The 23,007-nt window shown below is 50.1% G+C and carries 26 protein-coding genes; 11 read left to right on the top strand and 15 right to left on the bottom strand.

Annotated elements, in window-relative coordinates:
* Window positions 1-37: 37 nt before the first annotated feature.
* The 5 genes from FTE26_RS14725 to FTE26_RS14705 all read left to right on the top strand — a co-directional run bounded on the left by FTE26_RS14725 (window position 38) and on the right by FTE26_RS14705 (window position 4,391).
* Window positions 38-1,189 carry a double-cubane-cluster-containing anaerobic reductase gene (locus FTE26_RS14725; protein WP_001307557.1) on the top strand — a complete coding sequence of 384 codons (1,152 nt, stop codon included), beginning with the start codon at window positions 38-40 and terminating at the stop codon, window positions 1,187-1,189.
* Window positions 1,190-1,198: 9 nt separating this feature from the next.
* Window positions 1,199-1,966 (top strand): putative 2-hydroxyacyl-CoA dehydratase activator YjiL, encoded by a 768-nt coding sequence (gene yjiL / locus FTE26_RS14720; protein WP_000222495.1) that lies wholly within the window; start codon window positions 1,199-1,201, stop codon window positions 1,964-1,966.
* Window positions 1,963-2,220 carry a DUF3343 domain-containing protein gene (locus FTE26_RS14715; protein ID WP_000657676.1) on the top strand — a complete coding sequence of 86 codons (258 nt, stop codon included), beginning with the start codon at window positions 1,963-1,965 and terminating at the stop codon, window positions 2,218-2,220. The genes yjiL and FTE26_RS14715 overlap by 4 nt, the downstream gene beginning before the upstream one ends.
* 64 nt (window positions 2,221-2,284) lie before the next feature.
* Complete coding sequence (locus FTE26_RS14710; RefSeq protein WP_001298932.1) at window positions 2,285-3,145, top strand: SdiA-regulated domain-containing protein; 861 nt, start codon at window positions 2,285-2,287, stop codon at window positions 3,143-3,145.
* Between the two features lie 67 nt (window positions 3,146-3,212).
* Window positions 3,213-4,391: an MFS transporter gene (locus FTE26_RS14705; RefSeq protein WP_001141192.1), complete on the top strand. Its 1,179-nt coding sequence runs from the start codon at window positions 3,213-3,215 to the stop codon at window positions 4,389-4,391.
* A 12-nt stretch (window positions 4,392-4,403) separates the two neighbouring features.
* Here FTE26_RS14705 and kptA read toward each other — a convergent pair whose 3' ends face one another.
* The gene (gene kptA, locus FTE26_RS14700) at window positions 4,404-4,958 is read right to left on the bottom strand and encodes an RNA 2'-phosphotransferase (RefSeq protein WP_001151854.1); all 555 of its coding nucleotides are present in this window, start codon (window positions 4,956-4,958) and stop codon (window positions 4,404-4,406) included.
* A gap of 249 nt (window positions 4,959-5,207) precedes the next feature.
* On the opposite strand from kptA, the gene FTE26_RS14695 reads away from it, so the two are divergent.
* From FTE26_RS14695 to hypT, 4 genes are all read left to right on the top strand, one after another.
* Entirely contained in the window at window positions 5,208-5,891 is a 684-nt protein-coding gene (locus FTE26_RS14695; protein ID WP_001295597.1) for a nucleoside recognition domain-containing protein, read from the top strand.
* Window positions 5,888-6,349 carry a YjiG family protein gene (locus tag FTE26_RS14690; RefSeq protein ID WP_000211971.1) on the top strand — a complete coding sequence of 154 codons (462 nt, stop codon included), beginning with the start codon at window positions 5,888-5,890 and terminating at the stop codon, window positions 6,347-6,349. The genes FTE26_RS14695 and FTE26_RS14690 overlap by 4 nt, the downstream gene beginning before the upstream one ends.
* Before the next feature lie 12 nt (window positions 6,350-6,361).
* Entirely contained in the window at window positions 6,362-7,534 is a 1,173-nt protein-coding gene (iadA, locus tag FTE26_RS14685; protein ID WP_000568406.1) for a beta-aspartyl-peptidase, read from the top strand.
* A 64-nt stretch (window positions 7,535-7,598) separates the two neighbouring features.
* Complete coding sequence (gene hypT / locus FTE26_RS14680) at window positions 7,599-8,510, top strand: hypochlorite stress DNA-binding transcriptional regulator HypT (RefSeq protein ID WP_000340764.1); 912 nt, start codon at window positions 7,599-7,601, stop codon at window positions 8,508-8,510.
* Here the strand turns inward: hypT and iraD are convergent.
* From iraD to FTE26_RS20325, 4 genes are all read right to left on the bottom strand, one after another.
* Window positions 8,503-8,895, bottom strand: a complete 393-nt coding sequence (gene iraD, locus FTE26_RS14675; protein ID WP_000986215.1) for an anti-adapter protein IraD — start codon at window positions 8,893-8,895, stop codon at window positions 8,503-8,505. The two genes, hypT and iraD, sit on opposite strands and share 8 nt — an antisense overlap.
* Window positions 8,892-8,975, bottom strand: a complete 84-nt coding sequence (gene idlP / locus FTE26_RS14670) for an iraD leader peptide IdlP (RefSeq protein ID WP_120795393.1) — start codon at window positions 8,973-8,975, stop codon at window positions 8,892-8,894. The genes iraD and idlP overlap by 4 nt, the downstream gene beginning before the upstream one ends.
* A 115-nt stretch (window positions 8,976-9,090) precedes the next feature.
* On the bottom strand, window positions 9,091-9,234 hold the full coding sequence (ytiD, locus tag FTE26_RS14665; RefSeq protein ID WP_001329085.1) for a protein YtiD: 144 nt from the start codon (window positions 9,232-9,234) through the stop codon (window positions 9,091-9,093).
* On the bottom strand, window positions 9,213-9,281 hold the full coding sequence (locus FTE26_RS20325) for a hypothetical protein (RefSeq protein WP_418886026.1): 69 nt from the start codon (window positions 9,279-9,281) through the stop codon (window positions 9,213-9,215). Before FTE26_RS20325 ends, ytiD begins: the two co-directional genes overlap by 22 nt.
* Before the next feature lie 286 nt (window positions 9,282-9,567).
* On the opposite strand from FTE26_RS20325, the gene FTE26_RS14660 reads away from it, so the two are divergent.
* On the top strand, window positions 9,568-10,398 hold the full coding sequence (locus FTE26_RS14660; RefSeq protein ID WP_000062558.1) for a DUF2686 family protein: 831 nt from the start codon (window positions 9,568-9,570) through the stop codon (window positions 10,396-10,398).
* 140 nt (window positions 10,399-10,538) lie between these two features.
* Here FTE26_RS14660 and uxuR read toward each other — a convergent pair whose 3' ends face one another.
* The 3 genes from uxuR to uxuA all read right to left on the bottom strand — a co-directional run bounded on the left by uxuR (window position 10,539) and on the right by uxuA (window position 14,252).
* On the bottom strand, window positions 10,539-11,312 hold the full coding sequence (gene uxuR, locus FTE26_RS14655) for a Uxu operon transcriptional regulator (RefSeq protein ID WP_000833679.1): 774 nt from the start codon (window positions 11,310-11,312) through the stop codon (window positions 10,539-10,541).
* A gap of 214 nt (window positions 11,313-11,526) precedes the next feature.
* Window positions 11,527-12,987, bottom strand: a complete 1,461-nt coding sequence (locus FTE26_RS14650) for a fructuronate reductase (protein ID WP_000208194.1) — start codon at window positions 12,985-12,987, stop codon at window positions 11,527-11,529.
* 80 nt (window positions 12,988-13,067) lie between these two features.
* Window positions 13,068-14,252, bottom strand: a complete 1,185-nt coding sequence (gene uxuA, locus FTE26_RS14645; RefSeq protein WP_000438591.1) for a mannonate dehydratase — start codon at window positions 14,250-14,252, stop codon at window positions 13,068-13,070.
* Window positions 14,253-14,591: 339 nt separating this feature from the next.
* Here uxuA and gntP point away from each other — a divergent pair, with 339 nt between their 5' ends.
* A complete protein-coding gene (gene gntP / locus FTE26_RS14640; protein WP_000558251.1) occupies window positions 14,592-15,935 on the top strand; it encodes a gluconate permease GntP in 1,344 nt (447 codons plus the stop codon).
* 242 nt (window positions 15,936-16,177) lie between these two features.
* Here the strand turns inward: gntP and fimH are convergent, their stop codons facing one another.
* The 7 genes from fimH to fimA all read right to left on the bottom strand — a co-directional run bounded on the left by fimH (window position 16,178) and on the right by fimA (window position 22,773).
* A complete protein-coding gene (fimH, locus tag FTE26_RS14635; protein ID WP_000832227.1) occupies window positions 16,178-17,080 on the bottom strand; it encodes a type 1 fimbria D-mannose specific adhesin FimH in 903 nt (300 codons plus the stop codon).
* A gap of 19 nt (window positions 17,081-17,099) precedes the next feature.
* A complete protein-coding gene (locus tag FTE26_RS14630; protein WP_077897989.1) occupies window positions 17,100-17,543 on the bottom strand; it encodes a fimbrial protein in 444 nt (147 codons plus the stop codon).
* A gap of 72 nt (window positions 17,544-17,615) precedes the next feature.
* Window positions 17,616-18,146, bottom strand: coding sequence for a type 1 fimbria minor subunit FimF (gene fimF / locus FTE26_RS14625; protein ID WP_001244838.1), 531 nt, complete (start codon window positions 18,144-18,146; stop codon window positions 17,616-17,618).
* A gap of 9 nt (window positions 18,147-18,155) precedes the next feature.
* The gene (fimD, locus tag FTE26_RS14620; RefSeq protein ID WP_000120942.1) at window positions 18,156-20,792 is read right to left on the bottom strand and encodes a fimbrial usher FimD; all 2,637 of its coding nucleotides are present in this window, start codon (window positions 20,790-20,792) and stop codon (window positions 18,156-18,158) included.
* Window positions 20,793-20,858: 66 nt separating this feature from the next.
* Window positions 20,859-21,584, bottom strand: coding sequence for a type 1 fimbria chaperone FimC (fimC, locus tag FTE26_RS14615; RefSeq protein ID WP_000066540.1), 726 nt, complete (start codon window positions 21,582-21,584; stop codon window positions 20,859-20,861).
* 36 nt (window positions 21,585-21,620) lie between these two features.
* A complete protein-coding gene (locus tag FTE26_RS14610; RefSeq protein ID WP_000824109.1) occupies window positions 21,621-22,160 on the bottom strand; it encodes a fimbrial protein in 540 nt (179 codons plus the stop codon).
* A 64-nt stretch (window positions 22,161-22,224) separates the two neighbouring features.
* Entirely contained in the window at window positions 22,225-22,773 is a 549-nt protein-coding gene (fimA, locus tag FTE26_RS14605) for a type 1 fimbrial major subunit FimA (protein WP_000695561.1), read from the bottom strand.
* Between the last annotated feature and the right edge of the window lie 234 nt (window positions 22,774-23,007).

Below are 23,007 nucleotides of genomic sequence, written 5' to 3'. Positions count from 1 at the left end.
CTTTTCATTATCTCCCGTGGTACGGGGAAGGAAAATCATGTCACTTATCACCGATCTACCCGCCATTTTCGATCAGTTCTCTGAAGCTCGCCAGAAAGGCTTTCTCACCGTCATGGATCTCAAGGAGCGCGGCATTCCGCTGGTTGGCACTTACTGCACCTTTATGCCGCAAGAGATCCCGATGGCAGCCGGTGCGGTTGTGGTTTCGCTCTGTTCTACCTCTGATGAAACCATTGAAGAAGCGGAGAAAGATCTGCCGCGCAACCTCTGCCCGCTGATTAAAAGCAGCTACGGCTTCGGCAAAACCGATAAATGCCCCTACTTCTACTTTTCGGATCTGGTGGTCGGTGAAACCACCTGCGACGGCAAAAAGAAAATGTATGAATACATGGCGGAGTTTAAGCCCGTTCATGTGATGCAGTTGCCGAACAGCGTTAAGGACGATGCCTCGCGTGCGTTATGGAAAGCCGAGATGCTGCGCTTGCAAAAAACGGTAGAAGAACGTTTTGGGCACGAGATTAGCGAAGATGCTTTGCGCGATGCCATTGCGCTGAAAAACCGCGAACGTCGCGCACTGGCCAATTTTTATCATCTTGGGCAGTTAAATCCTCCGGCGCTTAGCGGCAGCGACATTCTGAAAGTGGTCTACGGCGCAACCTTCCGGTTCGATAAAGAGGCGTTGATCAATGAACTGGATGCAATGACCGCCCGCGTTCGTCAGCAGTGGGAAGAAGGCCAGCGACTGGACCCGCGTCCACGCATTTTAATCACCGGCTGCCCGATTGGCGGCGCAGCAGAAAAAGTGGTGCGCGCGATTGAAGAGAATGGCGGCTGGGTTGTCGGTTATGAAAACTGCACCGGGGCGAAAGCGACCGAGCAATGCGTGGCAGAAACGGGCGATGTCTACGACGCGCTGGCGGATAAATATCTGGCGATTGGCTGCTCCTGTGTTTCGCCGAACGATCAGCGCCTGCAAATGCTCAGCCAGATGGTGGAAGAATATCAGGTCGATGGCGTAGTTGATGTGATTTTGCAGGCGTGCCATACCTACGCGGTGGAATCGCTGGCGATTAAACGTCATGTGCGTCAGCAGCACAACATTCCTTATATCGCTATTGAAACAGACTACTCCACCTCAGATGTCGGGCAGCTCAGTACCCGTGTCGCGGCCTTTATTGAGATGCTGTAAGGAGTGGCAGTGACATATTCGATTGGCATTGATTCTGGTTCTACCGCCACCAAAGGGATCTTACTGGCAGACGGCGTGATTACGCGCCGTTTCCTCGTTCCAACACCCTTTCGTCCGGCAACAGCAATTACTGAAGCCTGGGAAACTCTGCGCGAAGGGTTAGAGACAACGCCGTTTCTGACGCTCACCGGCTATGGACGGCAACTGGTGGATTTTGCCGATAAACAAGTGACGGAAATCTCCTGTCACGGGCTGGGCGCACGGTTTCTTGCGCCAGCAACGCGCGCGGTAATCGACATCGGTGGTCAGGACAGCAAAGTGATTCAGCTTGATGATGACGGTAACCTGTGCGATTTCCTGATGAATGACAAATGCGCGGCGGGCACCGGGCGTTTCCTGGAGGTGATCTCGCGCACGCTTGGCACCAGCGTCGAGCAACTCGACAGCATTACCGAAAATGTCACGCCGCATGCCATCACGAGTATGTGCACAGTGTTTGCCGAATCAGAAGTGATCAGCCTGCGCTCAGCGGGCGTCGCGCCAGAAGCGATTCTCGCCGGAGTGATTAACGCGATGGCGCGGAGGAGTGCCAATTTCATTGCTCGTCTCTCCTGTGAAGCGCCGATTCTGTTTACTGGTGGCGTTAGTCATTGCCAGACGTTTGCCCGGATGCTGGAATCTCATCTGGGAATGCCGGTAAATACCCATCCTGATGCGCAATTTGCTGGCGCAATTGGCGCGGCGGTAATTGGTCAACGAGTGAGGACACGCCGATGAAAGAGTTTTTATTTTTATTTCACTCCACAGTCGGCGTCATACAAACCCGCAAAGCGTTGCAGGCAGCGGGCATGACTTTTCGCGTCAGCGATATTCCCCGTGATTTACGCGGCGGCTGCGGGTTATGCATTTGGCTGACCTGTCCCCCCGGCGAGGAAATACAATGGGTGATCCCTGGGCTGACTGAGTCAATTTATTGTCAGCAGGATGGTGTCTGGCGCTGCATTGCACATTACCGGGTTTCTCCGCGTTAAGGATTCATTAAGGTCGCTACGTATACTTCTCGATATCTTATTGATTTGCCTTAAAGGGATTACCGTGACAAAAAGTATTTCGTTAAGTAAACGCATCTCCGTTATTGTGATTCTTTTTGCCATTGTGGCAGTGTGTACTTTCTTCGTGCAATCTTGCGCCCGTAAAAGCAATCATGCAGCATCATTTCAGAATTACCACGCCACCATTGACGGCAAAGAAATTGCAGGCATAACGAATAATATCTCTTCGCTGACCTGGTCGGCACAAAGCAATACTCTTTTTAGCACTATCAACAAACCTGCCGCCATTGTTGAAATGACCACCAATGGTGATTTTATCCGCACAATTCCTCTGGATTTTGTTAAGGATCTCGAGACGATCGAATACATTGGCGATAATCAGTTTGTCATTAGCGATGAGCGCGATTACGCCATTTATGTGATTTCACTGACCCCAAACTCGGAAGTAAAAATCCTCAAAAAAATAAAAATCCCGCTGCAAGACTCCCCAACCAATTGCGGTTTTGAAGGGTTGGCTTATTCTCGCCAGGATCACACTTTCTGGTTTTTTAAAGAGAAAAATCCGATTGAGGTCTACAAAGTTAACGGGCTGTTAAGTAGCAATGAATTACACATCAGCAAAGACGAGGCACTACAACGGCAATTTACTTTAGATGATGTGTCCGGCGCAGAATTTAACCAGCAAAAAAATACGCTTCTGGTGCTGTCTCATGAATCTCGCGCACTCCAGGAAGTAACCCTGGTTGGCGAGGTTATCGGTGAAATATCACTAACCAAAGGTAGTCGAGGTTTGTCGCATAACATCAAACAGGCCGAAGGGATTGCGATGGATGCCTCTGGTAATATTTATATCGTTAGCGAACCAAATCGTTTTTATCGCTTTACCCCTAAATCATCGCATTAACAGGCTGGCATATTTCACCTTTTTGTTATTAACTTGTTAACAACAAAAATGACATACAAGGTTAAACATGCCTTCGTCCTCGCATCCCGTAGAACGCTTTTCTTTCAGCACCGCGCTTTTCGGGATGCTGGTTCTGACCCTAGGTATGGGATTAGGTCGCTTCCTTTATACGCCTATGTTGCCCGTCATGATGGCGGAAGGGGCGTTTTCATTTAGCCAGCTCTCGTGGATTGCCAGCGGCAACTATGCGGGGTATCTGGCTGGCAGTCTGCTATTTTCGTTTGGCGCATTTCACCAGCCGTCGCGCCTACGCCCATTTCTGTTGGTTTCTGCCCTGGCGAGCGGGTTGTTGATCCTCGCAATGGCATGGTTGCCGCCATTTATTCTGGTGTTATTGATTCGCTTCCTGGCGGGTGTCGCCAGCGCCGGTATGCTGATTTTTGGTTCGACGCTGATTATGCAGCACACGCGCCATCCTTTTGTGCTGGCAGCTTTGTTTTCTGGCGTTGGCATTGGCATTGCACTGGGCAACGAATATGTTCTGGCAGGCCTGCATTTTGCCTTCTCCTCGCAAACGTTATGGCAAGGCGCCGGGGCGCTTTCTGGCATGATGCTGATTGCACTTACGCTTTTAATGCCCTCGAAAAAACACGCCATCGCACCAATGCCATTGGCAAAAACGGAGCAACAGATAATGAACTGGTGGTTACTGGCTATTCTGTACGGCCTGGCGGGATTTGGTTATATCATCGTCGCGACTTTCCTGCCGCTCATGGCGAAAGATGCAGGCTCACCATTGTTAACCGCCCATCTCTGGACGTTAGTCGGCTTATCAATTGTGCCAGGCTGCTTTGGCTGGCTATGGGCAGCAAAACGTTGGGGGGCTTTGCCTTGCCTGACGGCGAATTTGCTGGTGCAGGCTATCAGTGTGCTGCTTACTCTCGCCAGCGACTCTCCTCTCTTGCTTATCATTAGTAGTATCGGTTTTGGCGGTACCTTTATGGGCACGACATCTCTGGTGATGACTATCGCCCGCCAACTGAGCGTTCCGGGAAATCTCAATCTTTTAGGCTTTGTGACGCTCATTTACGGCATTGGACAAATCCTCGGCCCGGCGCTGACCAGTATGCTCGGCAATGGAACATCGGCGCTTGCCGGCGCCACTCTCTGCGGCGCGGCGGCGTTGTTTATTGCTGCGCTTATCAGCACAGTACAATTATTTAAGCTGCAAGTGGTCACTTCATGAGGAGTGTTTCCCTTACCACTCAAGAAACTCAACAGCAACCGTTGATGTCAGCCAGACCCCGTTTTCCGCTTGCCAGAAAGGGATGCCTCGTTTCGCCATTTCCTGTGCTTTGACGGTTAAGATAACCGGCGATCCGTGTCTTGCTCCCACTTTGCGTGCCGTTGCTTCATCAGCAGAGAGATGTACGTAATGACGCTCCCCTGCAATCAGCCCCTGTTTTTTTATCTCGTCAAGGAAACGGCTTGCCGTACCGTGGTAGAGAAACTGTGGCGGTGTTTTTTCGGCAAAGGAAATGGCGACCTGCGAAGTCGAATGCCCCTGAACCGCGCGGATGCACCTACCATCACTGGAATAACTAAAACGTTTTTTATCACTGGTAGCGACCACGGTATCCAGCAATGCACGGGTTAACCGCTTGCCCGCTTTTTGGGCACAAAGTATGAGCTTATCGATATCCGCCCATCCTTCACGGTCCAGTACGATACCTATCGCCTCCGGTTTGTGTCGGAGGACAAAACTTAAAAACTTGCTCGTATCCGCCAGCTCTTTTTCGTTGTACTTTGCCATCGCGTTTTCGTCCCTGGATTTTCTGTTTTTATTTACTGATGTCATTGTCACTGGGTTTATGAATTTTCTGCAACTCAATCCTGCGCAGAGCCTTTTCCACACAGCATAATTTTTCCGCTATGCAAAAAACGCATAGCCAGAAACATACTTGCATTTTCCCCATACCCACATGGCTGATAAGGTTTTTCCGCTCCAGGAATTTTCCTGGCTCAAGCAACACACAAACACAAAAAAACAATGGGGATTGTTATGACACAACAAGGGGATGCTGTAGCCGGGGAGCTGGCGACAGAAAAAGTGGGCATTAAAGGGTATCTGGCTTTTTTTCTCACCATAATCTTTTTTTCCGGTGTTTTTTCCGGAACAGACAGCTGGTGGCGCGTTTTTGATTTTTCCGTTCTGAACGGATCGTTTGGGCAACTGCCTGGTGCGAACGGAGCCACCACCTCATTTCGCGGGGCGGGTGGCGCGGGGGCTAAAGATGGCTTTCTCTTTGCGCTGGAGCTGGCACCGTCAGTCATTCTCTCTCTGGGGATTATTTCAATTACCGATGGTCTTGGTGGATTACGCGCCGCGCAGCAGTTAATGACGCCTGTGCTAAAACCGTTGTTGGGCATTCCAGGGATCTGCTCGCTGGCGCTGATCGCTAACCTGCAAAACACTGATGCCGCCGCCGGTATGACCAAAGAGCTGGCGCAGGAAGGGGAAATTACCGAACGCGATAAAGTGATTTTCGCCGCATATCAAACCAGCGGTAGCGCCATCATCACCAACTACTTCTCTTCCGGCGTCGCGGTGTTTGCCTTTCTGGGCACGTCCGTAATCGTACCTTTAGCCGTCATCCTGGTGTTTAAATTTGTCGGAGCCAACATTTTGCGCGTCTGGCTTAACTTCGAAGAACGTCGCAACCCAACGCAAGGAGCGCAAGCATGACAACTCAGGTCCGCAAAAACGTCATGGATATGTTTATCGATGGCGCGCGCCGTGGCTTTACTATCGCCACGACCAACCTACTGCCAAACGTGGTGATGGCGTTTGTCATCATTCAGGCGCTGAAAATTACCGGCCTGCTCGACTGGGTGGGGCATATCTGTGAACCCGTAATGGCGCTGTGGGGATTACCCGGTGAAGCGGCAACCGTCCTTTTAGCCGCATTAATGAGTATGGGCGGCGCAGTCGGTGTTGCCGCCAGTCTGGCGACCGCCGGCGCATTAACCGGTCACGATGTCACCGTTTTACTGCCCGCGATGTATTTAATGGGCAACCCGGTGCAAAATGTCGGTCGCTGCCTGGGGACAGCCGAAGTGAATGCCAAATATTACCCGCATATCATTACGGTCTGCGTGATTAACGCATTGCTGTCGATCTGGGTTATGCAGCTTATTGTTTAACAAGGAGTTACCATGATTGATTATACCGCAGCCGGTTTTACCCTGCTGCAGGGAGCGCATTTGTATGCGCCGGAAGATCGGGGAATTTGCGATGTCCTCGTCGCTAACGGCAAAATTATCGCCGTTGCCAGTAATATCCCTCCTGACATTGTACCGGACTGCACGGTTGTCGATCTCAGCGGGCAGATCCTCTGCCCAGGTTTTATTGATCAACACGTCCATTTGATTGGCGGTGGCGGCGAAGCAGGTCCCACGACGCGCACGCCGGAAGTGGCGTTAAGTCGTCTGACGGAAGCAGGCGTCACGTCAGTGGTTGGTCTGCTGGGCACCGACTCTATCTCTCGCCACCCGGAATCCCTGCTCGCCAAGACCCGTGCGCTCAATGAAGAAGGCATCAGCGCCTGGATGCTGACCGGCGCTTATCATGTCCCTTCCCGCACTATTACGGGTTCCGTGGAAAAAGACGTGGCGATTATCGATCGCGTGATTGGCGTGAAATGCGCCATCTCTGATCACCGTTCTGCCGCACCGGACGTTTATCACCTGGCTAATATGGCGGCGGAATCCCGCGTTGGCGGTTTGCTCGGCGGTAAACCTGGCGTCACCGTGTTCCACATGGGCGACAGCAAAAAGGCGTTACAGCCTGTCTATGACCTGCTGGAAAACTGCGATGTGCCGATTAGCAAGTTGCTGCCGACCCACGTTAACCGCAACGTTCCGTTGTTTGAGCAGGCGCTGGAGTTCGCGCGCAAAGGCGGCACCATCGATATCACCAGCAGCATTGACGAACCAGTCGCCCCTGCCGAAGGTATTGCCCGCGCCGTTCAGGCGGGTATTCCGCTGGCACGCGTCACCCTCAGCTCCGACGGCAACGGTAGCCAGCCGTTCTTCGATGACGAAGGGAATTTAACCCATATCGGTGTTGCCGGTTTTGAAACGTTGCTGGAAACCGTGCAGGTGCTGGTCAAAGATTATGATTTCAGTATCAGCGATGCCCTGCGCCCGCTCACCAGTAGCGTAGCCGGTTTCCTTAACCTGAGCGGGAAAGGCGAAATTCTGCCAGGCAATGACGCAGACTTACTGGTCATGACGCCAGAATTACGCATTGAGCAGGTATACGCTCGCGGCAAGCTGATGGTCAAAGACGGCAAAGCCTGCGTGAAAGGAACGTTTGAAACGGCATAAACGGTTGTCAGCCGCCCGAATGGACGTAGAATGCCCGCAAGGGCGGCTGACAGAGTAAAACGTAATGGATGACTGTGGTGCGGTTTTGCATAATATTGAAACTAAATGGCTTTATGATTTTCTGACCCTGGAAAAATGCCGCAATTTTTCCCAGGCGGCAGTCAGTCGCAACGTCTCGCAACCGGCATTCAGCCGCCGCATCCGTGCGCTGGAACAGGCGATTGGTGTTGAATTGTTTAACCGCCAGGTGACGCCGCTGCAACTCTCGGAACAAGGTAAAATATTCCATTCGCAGATCCGCCATCTGTTGCAACAGTTAGAGAGCAACCTTGCAGAACTCCGTGGTGGCAGCGATTACGCGCAACGCAAAATTAAAATAGCCGCTGCACACTCTCTTTCCCTCGGGCTGTTACCGTCCATTATCAGCCAGATGCCGCCGCTCTTTACCTGGGCAATTGAAGCTATTGATGTCGATGAAGCGGTCGATAAACTGCGTGAAGGGCAAAGTGACTGTATTTTTTCCTTTCACGACGAAGATTTGCTGGAAGCGCCGTTTGACCACATTCGCTTATTTGAATCTCAATTGTTCCCCGTTTGCGCCAGTGACGAACACAGAGAAGCACTTTTTAACCTCGCGCAGCCACACTTTCCGTTACTGAATTACAGCCGCAACTCCTACATGGGGCGATTGATTAATCGCACCCTGACGCGCCACAGTGAGTTAAGTTTCAGCACCTTTTTTGTCTCTTCGATGAGCGAGCTTTTAAAGCAGGTTGCCCTCGACGGCTGTGGGATTGCCTGGCTACCGGAATACGCCATCCAACAAGAAATTCGCAGCGGGCAGCTCGTTGTACTGAATCGGGACGAACTGGTGATCCCGATTCAGGCCTATGCATACCGGATGAATACCCGCATGAATCCAGTTGCCGAACGCTTCTGGCGTGAACTGCGCGAGCTGGAGATTGTGCTTAGCTGACATTCTCCAGCGTCGCACTGCGCCAACCGCCATTATCCCAGACCAGATCAAACGTTAGCGATTCATCGTCGTGATACAGCATTATCTCAAGGCTGATCGCCAGAGTGTGGCAGTACGCTTCTTTCAAATTAACCTGCAACGCTGCAATCCGTGGCTCATGAAATAACAGTGCAGAACGCAGCTGACGGCAATACCAGCTCTGGAGATGTTTGTCGCTCGGGTTATGCACTTGCCACTCGGGCATGCCTGAAACAAGTAATGACGGTAATGCCGAATGAGGAGAATTAAAAAGAGTGAGGAGATCGCTGCATACTGATTTACGCAGCGGTGACGTTTTATTGCCTGAAATTTCAGGTAAAACAGCCTGAAGTGATTGGCGCATCATTTTGCGCACTCCTGACGTTTAGCAACATATGCGGCTTGCCCTGAACACCGGGCACCACTGTATTGATGCTCATTTTCCATAGCCATTCCCTTTTGTTCATTACATCCATGTCAGTCTGAGACAGGCCTGAATCCTGTCAGCAAAGTATAAAACCTTACTTGCCTATGAATATCTACTGACTTTTCAGGAAAAAAGTCATGATTTGATAAAAATCATCAAACTCAAAAAAAAACCGCTAGTATATTCTGAATATTCCGAATAGTTACGTAGATGAAAATACTTGTCACCACCGCTACTTAATTCCGGTGGGAAATTATTTATTTCCGCATAATCAGCCATGTATTATTTAAAACAATTAGTTTGTAAATAATATAAATTGATAACATATCAAATACATCAAAAATACCATTCACAGGCATTATTAATATAGACATCAATATAGCAACATCAAATTCCAATTAGTAATAATATATGCTTTTAAATTGCATGCAAATAATTTTAAATGAGCGTTTTTTGATACTTTAGAGTGTTTCCTACCCTTTAATATCACCGTGTAGAGTTGATATCACTACAACAGAAACATGCATGTCATTTGTTTACTTCTCTTTTTACTACAGAAAAATTTATCTATTTTTCTAAACATCAGTGAAATACTCCTAAAAGGTAACTATTATGTCTATGCCATTAAGCAATGCCCTTCAGAGTCAAATTATTACAGATAATCACTTCCTTCATCACCCAAAAGTCGACAATGAGTTAACACGTAAATATGAACGAGCTCGCCTGGATACGGAAAATATCTATCTTCTGCCTCTTGCTCGTGGCAATAACCATAATTACGATGGAAAAAGCGTTGTCGAAATTAGAAAACTTGATATTAGTAAAGAGTCCTGGCCATTTAATTATGTGACAGAAGCATGCAGAGAATCCGATGGTATTACAACAACAGGACGTATGCTCTATCGAAACTTGAAAATCACCTCAGCTTTAGACGAAATATATGGTGGTATATGTAAAAAGGCGCATGCTGCTACAGAATTAGCAGAAGGTTTACGGCTAAATTTATTTATGAAGAGCCCTTTCGATCCTGTTGAGGACTATACAGTTCATGAAATAACATTAGGCCCTGGTTGCAATGTTCCAGGTTACGCCGGAACCACGATAGGATATATTTCAACCCTTCCAGTTTCTCAGGCAAAAAGATGGACCAATGAGCAGCCAAGAATTGATATCTATATTGATCAGATAATAACTGTCTCAGGGGTAGCAAATTCTTCCGGATTCGCCCTTGCCGCATTACTTAATGCTAATATTGGAATGGGAAATGACCCAATAATTGGTATAGAAGCCTATCCCGGTACCGCGGAGATCCATGCAAAAATGGGATATAACGTTATCCCCGGTGATGAAGATGCGCCACTCAAACGCATGACTCTGCAACCGTCATCTCTTCCAGAACTGTTTGAATTAAAAAATGGTGAATGGAATTATATTGGTAAATAGCCACTGAGAAGAATGAGTACTAATATTCAGGTTATACAGATATTTAAACAATACCCTGCAATTTACAAAGTAATACTCATTGCGACTTCTTAATTTAAGAAAGCGCAAGGAACGTTTACCCTTGCGCTTATTATAATAAGTCAGGCGTCGACTTTATCCAGCGGCCATGAATCAAACAGATAGCCATCAAAATAAATATCGTCAACGTTCGAGAATTCCAGCAGACGTTGCTTAACGTTTTCCAGATGCTGCCACATTGCCAGCTTCGCCGCTCGGGCATCTTTTTTGATTAACGCGGCGAGGATCTGTTTGTGATCGCCCAACCACTCTTTGCGATACAGGCTGTCATCCAGATGGCTGTGCAACTGGATCCACATTGGATTGTTTTCCCGCCACTGCCAGGACTGACGGAACAGCTCCACCAGCATGCTGTTATGCGTTGCTTCGGCAATAGCGAGATGGAACTGCATGTCACCGCTTTCGCTGCTGCCTGGCGCACTGGAAGCCAGTTCACGCTCTTCCAGTTGCAATGCCTGACGCATTTTGACGATATCTTCGCGGGTAGCCTGCAAAGCGGCAAACTCGGCGATGTTGCTCTCCAATAACTGCCGCGCCTGTAACAGCTCAAAAGGACCGGCATCGTTGCAGACGTTGGCATCCGGACTGTCTGTGTTCTGGCTGCCTGAGTTATCAAGAACATAGATACCGGCACCCCGGCGTACTTCCACCAGCCCTTTGATCTCCAGCATGATCAGCGCTTCACGTACCACCGTCCGCGTGACATCAAGCATTTCTGCAATTTCACGCTCCGGCGGCAGCCGTTCGCCAGGGTTGTACGGCGTCTTTATGATCAGATCGCGGATCATCGCCCCGACTTCCTGGTAAGGTCTTTGCGCAGAGGTGGCAGATTTCATGGTGTTGTGTCCGTTAGGTGCGGTTAATCAAATTTTTGCCGGATGCGGCGTGAACGCCTTATCCGGCCTACAACGGGCAATTTTACGGCCCCCGTTAATCTCAAACTATACCATTAGCACTGGAAGTTGGCACGTACAGGTGGGCAAAAAAACGAAAACTGGTCAACCAAATATCAGTTTGATTGACCAGTAAGTCTGTAGGGTAATCAGTTAGTTACAGCGCAGCCACACACTCGCGCGCACCGCGTTCGCACAGCTGCTGATATGCCGCCGTCACTGCGCCAACAAAGTCGGCATTCTGCGGCAGATCATCGGCAAAAATACCGCTCAGGCCCAGCAGCGCTTTCACGCGGTCTGCGCCCTGATACTGCGCGTTAATCTTCTGGAACTCGGCCAGCATCGGGTCGACCACGTCAATGGCATTACCCTGCTCATCCACGCCCTGGGTGTAACGCATCCAGCCAGCCACGCCCAGCGCCAGGTGACGCCAGCTACCGCCGTTTTGCAGGTGCAGACGCACCGGATCCAGCAGACGCTGCGGTAACTTCTGGCTGCCGTCCATTGCAATCTGCCAGGTACGGTGACGCAGAGATGGGTTGCTGAAACGCTCGATCAGCAGCGTCGCATAGGCGTTCAGGTCCGTACCTTCCGGCATCGACAGCGTTGGCGCTTGTTCCTGCATCATCAGGGCAAAGGCCGCTTTGCGATAATCCGGGTTAGTCATGGTGTCGGCAATAGTTTCATAGCCGCCGAGGTAACCGAGGTACGCCAGGAAAGAGTGGCTGCCGTTCAGCATACGCAGCTTCATCATTTCGAACGGCACAACGTCTGCAACGAACTGTGCGCCCACTTTATCCCAGTCCGGGCGACCATTAACGAAGTTATCTTCAATCACCCACTGACGGAACGGTTCGCAGGCAATGGCGCACGGGTCGTAAACACCCAGCTGGTCAGCAATTTCCTGTAAGGTTTCTGGCGTCGCCGCCGGAACGATGCGGTCAACCATGGTGCATGGGAAGGTGACGTTCTCTTCAATCCATGCCGCCAGCTGCGGATCGCGTGCCTGAGCCAGTCCCAGTACCGCGACCTTCGCCACATGACCGTTTTCACGCACGTTATCGCAGGACATCACCGTAAACGCTTTCAACCCTTTTTCACGACGCAGACGCAAGGCTTCGACGATGTAACCAATCGCGGACTTCGGCGCAGTCGGGTTTTCCAGATCGTGCTTGATCAGTGGGTTATTGAGATCCAGTTGACCGCTTGCCGCATCAGCGCAGTAGCCTTTTTCCGTGACCGTTAGAGAGACAATCGCCGTTTGCGGACGCGCCATCGCGTTGAGAATACCTTCGCAGCCATCGATTTCCGGATGCAGCGCTTCTTTCATCGAACCGATAATTTTCAGCTCGGTGCTCTCTGCGCCTTTTTCCGCTACGGTGTACAGCAGTTGCTGTTTTTTCAGGTTTTCGATCAGCACGCGGTCGTTGCCTGGCATCAGGTTAACTTCGCAGATGCCCCAGTCGCTGTCGGTGCTTTCCAGCAGATGATGGGTATACAGCGCCTGGTGCGCGCGGTGAAACGCCCCGCAACCGAGATGCACAATGCGTGATTCCAGACGAGAATGATCCCATGACGGGCGGGCAACCGGCAGATTGCTGTCAACAATAGTAGTCATCGTAAACTCCAGAATCCGTCTTCAAAGAGTGACGGCAAGGAAGAAGGAACCGGCACGGCGCGCAGCCATGCCGGTGGATATTAACGGCTAAAGAAAGCGCGCTGGATCGCCAGTTCGACACCGCGAACTTCGGCCAGGCCTTTCAGACGACCAATTGCGGAGTAACCTGGGTTGGTTTTCTTCTTCAGGTCGTCCAGCATCTGATGACCGTGGTCCGGACGCATCGGGATCAGGTCTTCTTTGCCTTCCGCTTTACGACGGTGTTCTTCTTCAACAATCGCTTTCACCACTTCGTACATATCAACGTCACCGTTCAGGTGCGCCGCTTCGTGGAAGGTTTTCGGGTTATCTTCACGCATGGTGGAGCGCAGATGGGTGAAGTAAATACGCGGACCGAACTGCTTGATCATATCAACCAGATCGTTGTCAGCACGCACGCCGTAGGAACCGGTGCACATGGTAAAACCGTTTGCCATGCTGTTTACGGTATCAACCATCCACTGCATATCTTCAATGGTGGAAACAATGCGCGGCAGGCCGAGGATCGGGCGCGGCGGATCGTCCGGGTGAACAGCCATACGCACGCCAACTTCTTCGGCAACCGGAATAATCGCTTTCAGGAAGACGGCAAAGTTTTCGCGCAGTTTGGCTTTGTCGATATCTTTGTACAGCTCCAGGTGCTTACGGAACTGGTCGAGGGTGTACCCTTCTTCCGCGCCCGGCAGACCAGCGATGATGTTACGGGTCAGACGCGCTTTGTCTTCGTCGCTCATAGTGGCGAAGCGAACAGCAGCCTGAGCAATTTCTTCTTCGGTGTAATCCGCTTCCGCGCCTGGACGTTTCAGGATATGCATTTCGAATGCAGCGAATTCGATCTGGTCGAAGCGCAGAGCTTTGGAGCCGTCTGGCAGCACGTATTCGAGGTCAGTACGGGTCCAGTCGAGCACCGGCATGAAGTTGTAGCACACGGTGCGAATGCCACACTGCGCCAGGTTGCGCAGAGTCTGCTGATAGTTAGCGATCCACTGCTCATAGTTGCCAGTGTGGGTTTTGATATCTTCGTGAATTGGTACGCTTTCTACGACAGACCACACCAGGCCTGCGTCTTCAACGATCGCCTTGCGTTTGAGGATCTCTTCTACGGACCATACTTCGCCGTTCGGGATATGGTGCAGCGCGGTAACCACGCCAGTTGCGCCCGCCTGACGGACATCAGCTAAAGAAACCGGATCGTTTGGGCCGTACCAGCGCCAGGTCTGTTCCATGATTTTTCCTCTTTCACATAGTGGGTTCCACAGCAAAGAGACGCGGAACCCTGGAGTTGTTTAGGTATCCGGATGAACAACCAGACCGCAGCCGTGGCGTTGCATCGGATGAGATGGCGTATAAGTTCTACCTTTTGGTAAGACATGTCAACCCGAATTCTGAAATTGGTTAACCACATCACAAGAATTTTACTCTCCTGGTTGTTGCTGCAAATTGCAGCAAAAGGTTATCGATGGTTATTGATCAGAGGATGTGACATTCATCGCAACAATGGTTGACCAATTTACATAACATGTCGCCCAAAATAACAACGGTTCAACCAGGTAAGGTAAAACGTTATGCATGTGCTTAACATTCTCTGGGTAGTATTCGGCATTGGCCTGATGCTGGTACTGAATTTGAAGTTCAAAATCAATTCAATGGTGGCTTTGTTGGTGGCGGCGCTGTCCGTCGGGATGCTGGCGGGCATGGATTTGATGTCGCTGCTGCACACTATGAAAGCGGGCTTCGGCAACACGCTGGGGGAACTGGCTATCATCGTGGTGTTCGGTGCGGTCATCGGTAAATTGATGGTCGACTCCGGCGCGGCTCACCAGATAGCGCATACGCTGCTGGCGCGTCTCGGTCTGCGCTATGTACAGCTGTCGGTGATTATCATCGGCTTGATTTTTGGTCTGGCGATGTTCTATGAAGTGGCCTTTATCATGTTAGCGCCGCTGGTTATTGTTATTGCCGCCGAAGCTAAAATTCCGTTCCTGAAACTGGCGATCCCGGCAGTAGCAGCTGCCACTACCGCACATTCACTGTTCCCACCGCAGCCGGGTCCGGTGGCGCTGGTGAATGCTTATGGCGCGGATATGGGGATGGTTTATATCTATGGCGTACTGGTGACGATCCCAAGTGTAATCTGCGCAGGTCTGATCCTGCCGAAGTTCCTCGGCAATCTTGAGCGCCCAACGCCATCATTCCTGAAAGCAGATCAACCGGTAGATATGAATAATCTGCCCTCTTTCGGCGTTTCGATTCTGGTGCCGCTGATCCCGGCGATCATTATGATCTCTACCACCATCGCCAATATCTGGCTGGTAAAAGATACCCCTGCCTGGGAAGTGGTTAACTTTATCGGTTCCTCGCCGATTGCAATGTTTATTGCGATGGTGGTTGCATTCGTACTCTTTGGCACCGCACGTGGTCATGACATGCAGTGGGTGATGAACGCTTTTGAAAGCGCGGTGAAGAGTATTGCAATGGTGATTCTGATCATCGGTGCGGGTGGCGTGCTGAAGCAGACTATCATCGACACCGGCATTGGCGACACCATCGGCATGTTGATGTCCCACGGCAATATCTCGCCCTACATCATGGCATGGCTGATCACTGTGCTAATTCGTCTGGCGACGGGTCAGGGTGTCGTTTCGGCGATGACCGCCGCCGGGATTATAAGTGCTGCAATCCTTGATCCAGCAACTGGTCAGCTGGTTGGCGTGAATCCGGCGCTGCTGGTACTGGCGACGGCTGCGGGTTCCAACACCCTCACCCACATTAACGATGCATCTTTCTGGTTGTTCAAAGGTTACTTTGACCTGTCAGTAAAAGACACGTTGAAAACCTGGGGTCTGCTGGAGCTGGTCAACTCCGTGGTTGGGCTGATTATTGTGCTGATTATTAGCATGGTAGCGTAAAAGGACACCAGAGCCTGCCAATGGCAGGCTCTGACTGATGACAAAGTCTAAAAATGTGCCCAGACAGTCCTCTCGCCCCTCTGGGGAGAGGGTTAGGGTGAGGGGAAAAGACCAGCAAAGTGCGCTTTGTTTATGCCAGATGCGACGCTAACGCGTCTTATCTGGCCTACAAAGGGCTAACGTGCAGGTTTTTAGCTTCAGGTAATATTGCGTACCTGCATTAGCAATGCCCTGTGATTTCTTTATTGATAAACAAAAGTCACGCCAATAATCGATTGCACATTCCCTGCAGTCACCTGCCCTCCGGTACGTGCGTAATTTGCCGTTAATCCCAGACTTACCGCCGAAGTCCCTACTGCTCCTAACGATACCGTGTTATTCGCTGGAATAATCGTACCGTTGCGCGTCAACTGTACGCCGACGCCCTGTGCAGGTGAAAACGACGCGGTATTGGTGAAAATCGAGTTGCCCGCATCTGCGGTTGTGCCGGAGAGGTAATACCCCAGGTTTTGGCTTTTCGCACAATAAACGGTAAGAGGAATTGGCACTGAACCAGGGTAGTCCGGCAGAGTAACGGTGACATCACGAGCAGAAACATCGCAGCCGCCAGTAGGCACCACCACATCATTATTGGCGTAAATATTCCACACAAACTGGAAATCATCGCTGTTATAGTTGTTGGTCTGTCGCAAAATAAGCACGGCAATTAATGAGCCAGCTTTAATCGCCACCCCGCCCGCACTGCTCACAGGCGTCAAATAAAGCGCCACCGGCCACGGCTTATCCGTTCTCGAATTATAAACAACGCGCGGCGTTTCGCTGGTGGTCGGAAATGGATAGCTACTGCCACTATATTTTACGGTCCCGGAAAAATTAGATAACACGCCGCCATAAGCCGAGCCTCGTTGCAGTGTGACATAGTCTGTAATGGTTTCCGGATAATCGTTATGGCAAAAGATTTGCGTCGAAAGATCTACGACCAGGTTTTGCCCCACATTCACGGCAGGCGCAAGGTTTACATAAACATTAGCGCTGCCACCGCCAATAGGGATAGCTGTACCATTGGCGGTTTTACAGGCGAATGACCAGGCATTTACCGACCAGCCCATCAGCAGTACAGCAAACAGGGTAATAACTCGTTTCATTACAATCATCTCTTCGGGTTCAGCTGTAGGTATAGGTGATGCTAATCACTGCCTGAATGGTTCCCTGAGTGGCTCCGCCATTTACTGTCAATGCTCTGACCTGTAACGGGAAGTGCGCTGATTGTGAGGAATCATCCACCTGAACTGTTTTGGTTGCGCCAGTATTCAATGTGTTGCCACTGTCATCCTGTAGCTCTAACTGGATGTTTTGCGCGGTCCCCTGGTTTTTATAATATCCGGTACTGTCGGCTGCCCCGCTGAAGCTGGCAGTGACCCTCGACGTTCCCACCGGACAATTAGTCAACTCAAGCGCAACATCATGCCAGGCCGATGCCGCCCCGGCAGACATCAGACTGAAAGAATAAAGATCGCCGAGATCAACCGTGGCATTGGTGGTGGAAACTGTGCACGGTTTGGCGACGACCTTACCGTTCACCGTGATGGTGACATCGGCTGCCTGTATCGTCGCACTTGCGAGCGCCAATATTGCCGCCAATACATACCCACGTTTGCACCATTTCATGAGCATCTCCAGTTACTGATATTCAAGAGTGAAGGTAGCCGTGGCATTGATATGCCCCGCAGTGACAGGCACCTGTGTCGCCATTAGCCGGGCGTAAAAATTCAACGTATTTGGTTTACCCGGCGTCAGGGTCGTCCACGAAATCGCGGACGATGGAGCATTAAGGGGTATCTGATTTTGCTGCTCATTCAGAAGCTGTATTCCCAGTCCCGAAGCCGCTGATACCGTATTTTCAAGTGCAAGCAGGTTGGCATTGTGGCTATCTGCAACGCCGGTAAACCCAACCTTTACGGCAGAAACGGCGTTACCACAGGGTGACAGCAAAATACGAAATGGAACGACAGGAGTCGTTGCGCCAATGTTGTTAAATTGCTTCGCCGCGTTTTCCATCAGATCAACAGTAAAATTGGTTGATTCAGCGGCCACACTACAGCCGTTATCTCTGACATAGCCGCGGATAGTAATCGTGCTATCCGCAGCCAAAACGCGACTTACCGCCAGCCACAAAAAAGCGCACAGAAGATAAAAAGGTTTGTTTCTCATCACGCCCCCTTAACGACATTCAGCTGATAGCTGGGTTAATAACTGCTGCTGACTCTCTGGTGGCAGTTGATAATTGGCGATACAGTGAGCATTTTCCTCTTCTCCCCATTTCACCTGAACTTTTCCCGCTAAAGGCATTCCGCTGAGGTAAACCTGACCATTATCCGCAACAATGCCGCTACTCTGGCTACTCTCTGATGTCACCATCGCCCCAAACGGCAGCGGCTTATTATTGTGGGTTAGCGTCATGAGCAGTTTTATCCCAACGCGCGCTTTAAACTCTGCTCGCACGATCGCCCCACGAGTGGGAACAACGTTAGCGACCGCGTTATCTAAATCGACGTTATCAGCCAGGGTATTGGTATCCAGCGCCACTCTATTTTCCCGATATTCAGTGGCATAAGGCAGCACGGCATAACCACGCCAGTCGGTACGCACCCCCGTCTGGTTTTCGACTTTTGCATCTTTTGCGCCAGGCGCTTTAACAAGCACCACCGTATCGTTTAACGGCTGCCCCAGCGTTACGCCATTGGCATGAGCCAGTACCCCACCGCTGACTCCGTAATAGAGCTGCTTAATATCATCACTATGGCTGTAACCGATATTGGCATTGCCGTAACCACCGCGATAATTCAGCGTGGCGTAGCCTGTGCTTCCGCTATTACCATCGCCTCCCCCGGCATAGCCGGTTTGCACGCTATAGCTGAGGTTGTTGTCTTCCAGCAACGTACCGTATACACCAGCCAGATTGGTCATTCGACCGTTGAGATCGTGTGACATGCTGTAGCTGGCACTGGCATGTCGCCACTGAGATTTACTGTCAGAACGCAGCCAGTGGCTGAAAGGAATATTGACGTTAAGCGCTAACATCTGATCACGTCCTTTTTGCCAGGCGTTTTTCGTCAGGCTATAGCTGAGCGTCCAGTTGATATCTTCGAACGCAGTATTTAATCCAGCCTGGAATTGCTCATCGACATTACTCGTTCCCCAATAAGTTTGATGGCTACCACTCAAATACAGTGTTGATGAGCGCCCGAGTTGCTGAGTAACGGTGAGTTGTAATTTCCCGCGTTTGTTATAAGCGAGGTTGTAATAGTCGGTGAATTTCGGCTTAACCTGAATAACTCCGTCCTGTGTTTCGATGTTGTAGCCATTCATTCGACTGTATGTTGTATCAGCGAAATTAAAATATCCGCTGGTCGAATAACGGTAACCCACTAACTGAATATTCGTGCCTGACTCATTGAGCGATTTGTTATAGAGAAAACGCACCGATTGTCCGTCATGCTGACTGTCATCGGGAAGTGTGGAATTAGCCTGCGTCATATCCACAGACAGAGCGCCCAGTGCCCCCATGTTTTTCCCGATACCGAAATTAAAAGCACGATAACGATCCGCCAGTTGCGTTCCACCATATATTGTCCAGCCAGCCGGAAGGCCGTGGAGTAATGTACTCTGGAAAAAGCGGGGTTTTTCCTGCTGCGCATTTCCACTACGGTATTCTCCTGCCGTAATGGAATAACGAGTATGCCCTTCACGTTGCAAAAGCGGGACTGACGAATAGGGTACGGTAAAAATCTGCGTGCTGCCGTCAGCCTCTTTGATCGTTACCTGCAAGTCACCACTATTACCTGCGGCATAGATATCGTTGATGGTAAAAGGCCCCGGTGGCACCGTACTATTATAAATGTCATACCCATTTTGTTTAATAGTGACCTGTGCAGTACCACGAGCAATACCGTGGATCACCGGGGCAAATCCTCTTTGGCTATCGGGTAACATATTGTCATCTGAGGCCAATTGTACGCCGCGAAAGTTAATACCATCGAAAATATCGCCCTGAGTATAACCATCACCCAGCGTCAGCCGGGAACGTAACGGTATTATGTCTCGCTCAAGCCAGGTATTGATATGCTGCCATTTATTTTTGCTACCTGATGATCTGTCGCTACTGTTATAACTCCAGGTGGTATTGTCGCGTAAACGCCACGCACCAATATTTAACCCACTCTGTAGGTTTAAATATGCATAATGGCTGTTACCCCCAATCCGATTCTGTACACTATTTCCGCTGAAATTATAATTGAGCAATCCGGCATTAATACCGGGATCCCATAACTCAGGAGGAATATAACCACGCGCGCGATTACTCATAAATGCCTGAGGGATCGTCAGGTTGAGTCGCTGCTGACCAACATCTAAATGCGCAGTAGCGTCATGGATCATTGAGGTTAATGGCACGCAGGCATCATCCGCCAGCAGATTCATACCGGAGACAGAAGCCGTATTCAGCCCCATACTGGCAAGCTGCGCGCGTGTCAGGCAGGGAACAATCCCTTGTTCACTGTCGCCCGTATTAAATGTGACATCACGCGTTGCCATATAACCATTATTCAAATAGATATCGACACGATACGTCCCTGGCGGTAATTCTTGCCCATTTTCAAAACGCGATAAATCAGCCACAGCCTGGGGATCATCCGCTAAAAAACGCGGGTTAAAATAGAGTTCGGCAGATGACAAAGGTGCCTGTGCGGCAAAAGCACAGGCGACAAAGAGCCGGACAAAAAAACCAGCCAAACGATGCTTACGAATATGCAAGCATTGTGTGTTTCGCTGGTAAAGTCTTAAATTCAGATATGACATTATTCCTCCGGTTTAAAATCACCCGGCAGTCAATTCTTTTTATTCAGGCGAAAAATTCCCCCTGCGTTATTCCATTACGCCCGTCATTTTGGGGGTAAGTGCGCCATAATCATTTATTGTTCGGTAAGTAATATTGCTTCCCGCATCAGAAGGCAATTTAACCGTGCTTTCGCCCATTGGAGGCACCAAGGCATTTTCAAGAACCCGGGCTCCGGCATTCAACTCTGTTACCGTCAGGTAATAGGGTGTCGGGTTAATCAGCGTCAGAGAATTCGCGCTACGACGAAATCTTAATTTTTCTGCGGCCTGATCGGGTGGCAACGCTAATTTAGCCGGACGATAGTACAGTTTAATGCGGCTGATAATTGCGAGCTGTAGCGTATTCTCAGTCAATTTTGATTTATCCATTGACGGAATCGCTTTAACGTTCATCCAGAATAAACTTTCCCGGTCCTGTGGCAATTGGTTATTTGTTGCATCAAGAATACGCAAGGTATTCTCTCTTTTTCCCTTCATCGCAAACAGAGGAGGCGTCACGATAAAACGACCATCCTTTACACCATCGGCATTTTCCACCCATGATTGAATTAAATAGGTGCTATTTTCATCATTATTTGTCACGGCAAGTTGCACTTGTTTTTGCCCTGCCGGATAAATTACGCGAGTCGCACCTAAGGCCACTCCCGCTTCAGCGCGTCCGGCAACCATCATTGCCATGAATATCAGGATACCTGCCAGCAAGCAGAATGTTATTTCCTGCGATTTCCTTACATTGACGTTTTTATTACTCACTGTCCTGTTCCTGTTATCACATTATCTGCTGAACAATTACTGATAGGTTAAAGAGAACCAGGCCTGGGCATTGGCGATGCCGCCAGTAACCCGACGCCCGGTAGCACGATATTTGGCGATGAAATGTAGCGAAGTAGAGCCTGAGTAAAGCCGTTTCCAGTTTGCTGGAGGACGATTAATCGGTACGAGGTTTCCTTCATCATCAAACAACGCTACGCCAATATTGGTGGCAATCCCTGGCCCCTCTCCCACGGAAAGCACATCCGGATTTTTACCATCCGCGACACCGTGAAACGCCACACCCACACGTTCACTCACCACCGTGCTACATTCCTGTAAATGAATAACAAAAGGCACCGGTGCGCTATCTTCCCCTACCGCATGAAACCGGTTACTGCTGATTTGCCCCATATTGACCGTCATTTGTTTATCACCGGCTTCAATCCGGCAAGTTTCCGCAATAATGACGCCCTGAAATTGCATATTTCCGCCGGGCAGCGTGGTGTTCCATTTATTTCCGGCCAGAGCAAACATTGGCAGCAACGACGCTAATAGAAATAATCTCTTCCTTTTCATCGTTATTTTTATCGCACAAGGGTGGGCATCCCTGCCCGTAATGACGTCCCTGAACCTGGGTAGGTTATTGATACTGAACCTTGAAGGTCGCATCCGCATTAGCAGCACCCGGGGTTGCGGCACCGGTTGCAAAATAACGCGCCTGGAACGGAATGGTGTTGGTTCCGTTATTCAGGGTTGTTTCTGAACTAAATGTCGCACCGTCCAGCGCCAGCGCAGCACCCGTTCTGTCCAGGATCTGCACACCAACGTTTGTTGCGCTACCCGCAGCTGAACTCTGCAGAGCCAGAACGTTGGTATGACCCGCATCAATCGCCGTACCTAAAAAGGCAACAGCGGCTTTAGATGCAACATTGGTATCGCAATCATTCAGCTGAATGTTAAAACCGACAGCAGAACTGGTCGCTCCTTCCTGTGCCAGCGATGCGGTACGAACCTGTCCTAACTGAACGGTTTGATCAACAGAGCCTGCATCAACTGCGCAAGCGGCGTTAACAACTTCCCCTTTAAAGTGAACGGTCCCACCATTTACCGTCGTGGCAGCGGCCAGAGCCGCTGTAGAACTGAGGGACAGAGCCGACAGAACAACGATTGCCAGAGTTTTAATTTTCATGCTGCTTTCCTTTCAAAAAACTATTTCTAAATCGACATGGGCAGTCGTTCTGTACACTTTGTTTTGTCAACGAGTTTGACTGCCAACACTGCACAGTTTTCCCCCAAAAGATGAAACATTTGGGGCCATTTTGACTCATAGAGGAAAGCATCGCGGACAAACTTTTTCAGTTTATTTGTTGGCTTAATATTCTATTGTTATCTTTATTTATAGATTTTTATATTGCATGAGGTG

This window comes from Escherichia sp. S10b (genome assembly GCF_028421345.1).
Taxonomy (GTDB): Bacteria; Pseudomonadota; Gammaproteobacteria; order Enterobacterales; family Enterobacteriaceae; genus ECMA0423.
The sequence above is the reverse complement of the archived record's forward strand: the minus strand, read 5'-3'. Positions and strand labels throughout refer to the sequence as shown.

What these genes read in the sequence shown, in the direction of transcription:
- uxuA (WP_000438591.1), bottom strand. Translation starts at nt 14,252, where the DNA reads ATGGAACAGACCTGGCGCTGGTACGGCCCAAACGATCCGGTTTCTTTA.
- FTE26_RS14725 (WP_001307557.1), top strand. Translation starts at nt 38, where the DNA reads ATGTCACTTATCACCGATCTACCCGCCATTTTCGATCAGTTCTCTGAA.
- fimH (WP_000832227.1), bottom strand. Translation starts at nt 17,080, where the DNA reads ATGAAACGAGTTATTACCCTGTTTGCTGTACTGCTGATGGGCTGGTCG.
- FTE26_RS14705 (WP_001141192.1), top strand. Translation starts at nt 3,213, where the DNA reads ATGCCTTCGTCCTCGCATCCCGTAGAACGCTTTTCTTTCAGCACCGCG.
- fimA (WP_000695561.1), bottom strand. Translation starts at nt 22,773, where the DNA reads ATGAAAATTAAAACTCTGGCAATCGTTGTTCTGTCGGCTCTGTCCCTC.
- ytiD (WP_001329085.1), bottom strand. Translation starts at nt 9,234, where the DNA reads ATGGCTGATTATGCGGAAATAAATAATTTCCCACCGGAATTAAGTAGC.
- FTE26_RS14610 (WP_000824109.1), bottom strand. Translation starts at nt 22,160, where the DNA reads ATGAAAAGGAAGAGATTATTTCTATTAGCGTCGTTGCTGCCAATGTTT.
- FTE26_RS14715 (WP_000657676.1), top strand. Translation starts at nt 1,963, where the DNA reads ATGAAAGAGTTTTTATTTTTATTTCACTCCACAGTCGGCGTCATACAA.
- FTE26_RS14660 (WP_000062558.1), top strand. Translation starts at nt 9,568, where the DNA reads ATGTCTATGCCATTAAGCAATGCCCTTCAGAGTCAAATTATTACAGAT.
- fimD (WP_000120942.1), bottom strand. Translation starts at nt 20,792, where the DNA reads ATGTCATATCTGAATTTAAGACTTTACCAGCGAAACACACAATGCTTG.
- uxuR (WP_000833679.1), bottom strand. Translation starts at nt 11,312, where the DNA reads ATGAAATCTGCCACCTCTGCGCAAAGACCTTACCAGGAAGTCGGGGCG.
- gntP (WP_000558251.1), top strand. Translation starts at nt 14,592, where the DNA reads ATGCATGTGCTTAACATTCTCTGGGTAGTATTCGGCATTGGCCTGATG.
- fimF (WP_001244838.1), bottom strand. Translation starts at nt 18,146, where the DNA reads ATGAGAAACAAACCTTTTTATCTTCTGTGCGCTTTTTTGTGGCTGGCG.
- hypT (WP_000340764.1), top strand. Translation starts at nt 7,599, where the DNA reads ATGGATGACTGTGGTGCGGTTTTGCATAATATTGAAACTAAATGGCTT.
- FTE26_RS14650 (WP_000208194.1), bottom strand. Translation starts at nt 12,987, where the DNA reads ATGACTACTATTGTTGACAGCAATCTGCCGGTTGCCCGCCCGTCATGG.
- kptA (WP_001151854.1), bottom strand. Translation starts at nt 4,958, where the DNA reads ATGGCAAAGTACAACGAAAAAGAGCTGGCGGATACGAGCAAGTTTTTA.
- iadA (WP_000568406.1), top strand. Translation starts at nt 6,362, where the DNA reads ATGATTGATTATACCGCAGCCGGTTTTACCCTGCTGCAGGGAGCGCAT.
- FTE26_RS14695 (WP_001295597.1), top strand. Translation starts at nt 5,208, where the DNA reads ATGACACAACAAGGGGATGCTGTAGCCGGGGAGCTGGCGACAGAAAAA.
- FTE26_RS14690 (WP_000211971.1), top strand. Translation starts at nt 5,888, where the DNA reads ATGACAACTCAGGTCCGCAAAAACGTCATGGATATGTTTATCGATGGC.
- iraD (WP_000986215.1), bottom strand. Translation starts at nt 8,895, where the DNA reads ATGATGCGCCAATCACTTCAGGCTGTTTTACCTGAAATTTCAGGCAAT.
- idlP (WP_120795393.1), bottom strand. Translation starts at nt 8,975, where the DNA reads ATGGAAAATGAGCATCAATACAGTGGTGCCCGGTGTTCAGGGCAAGCC.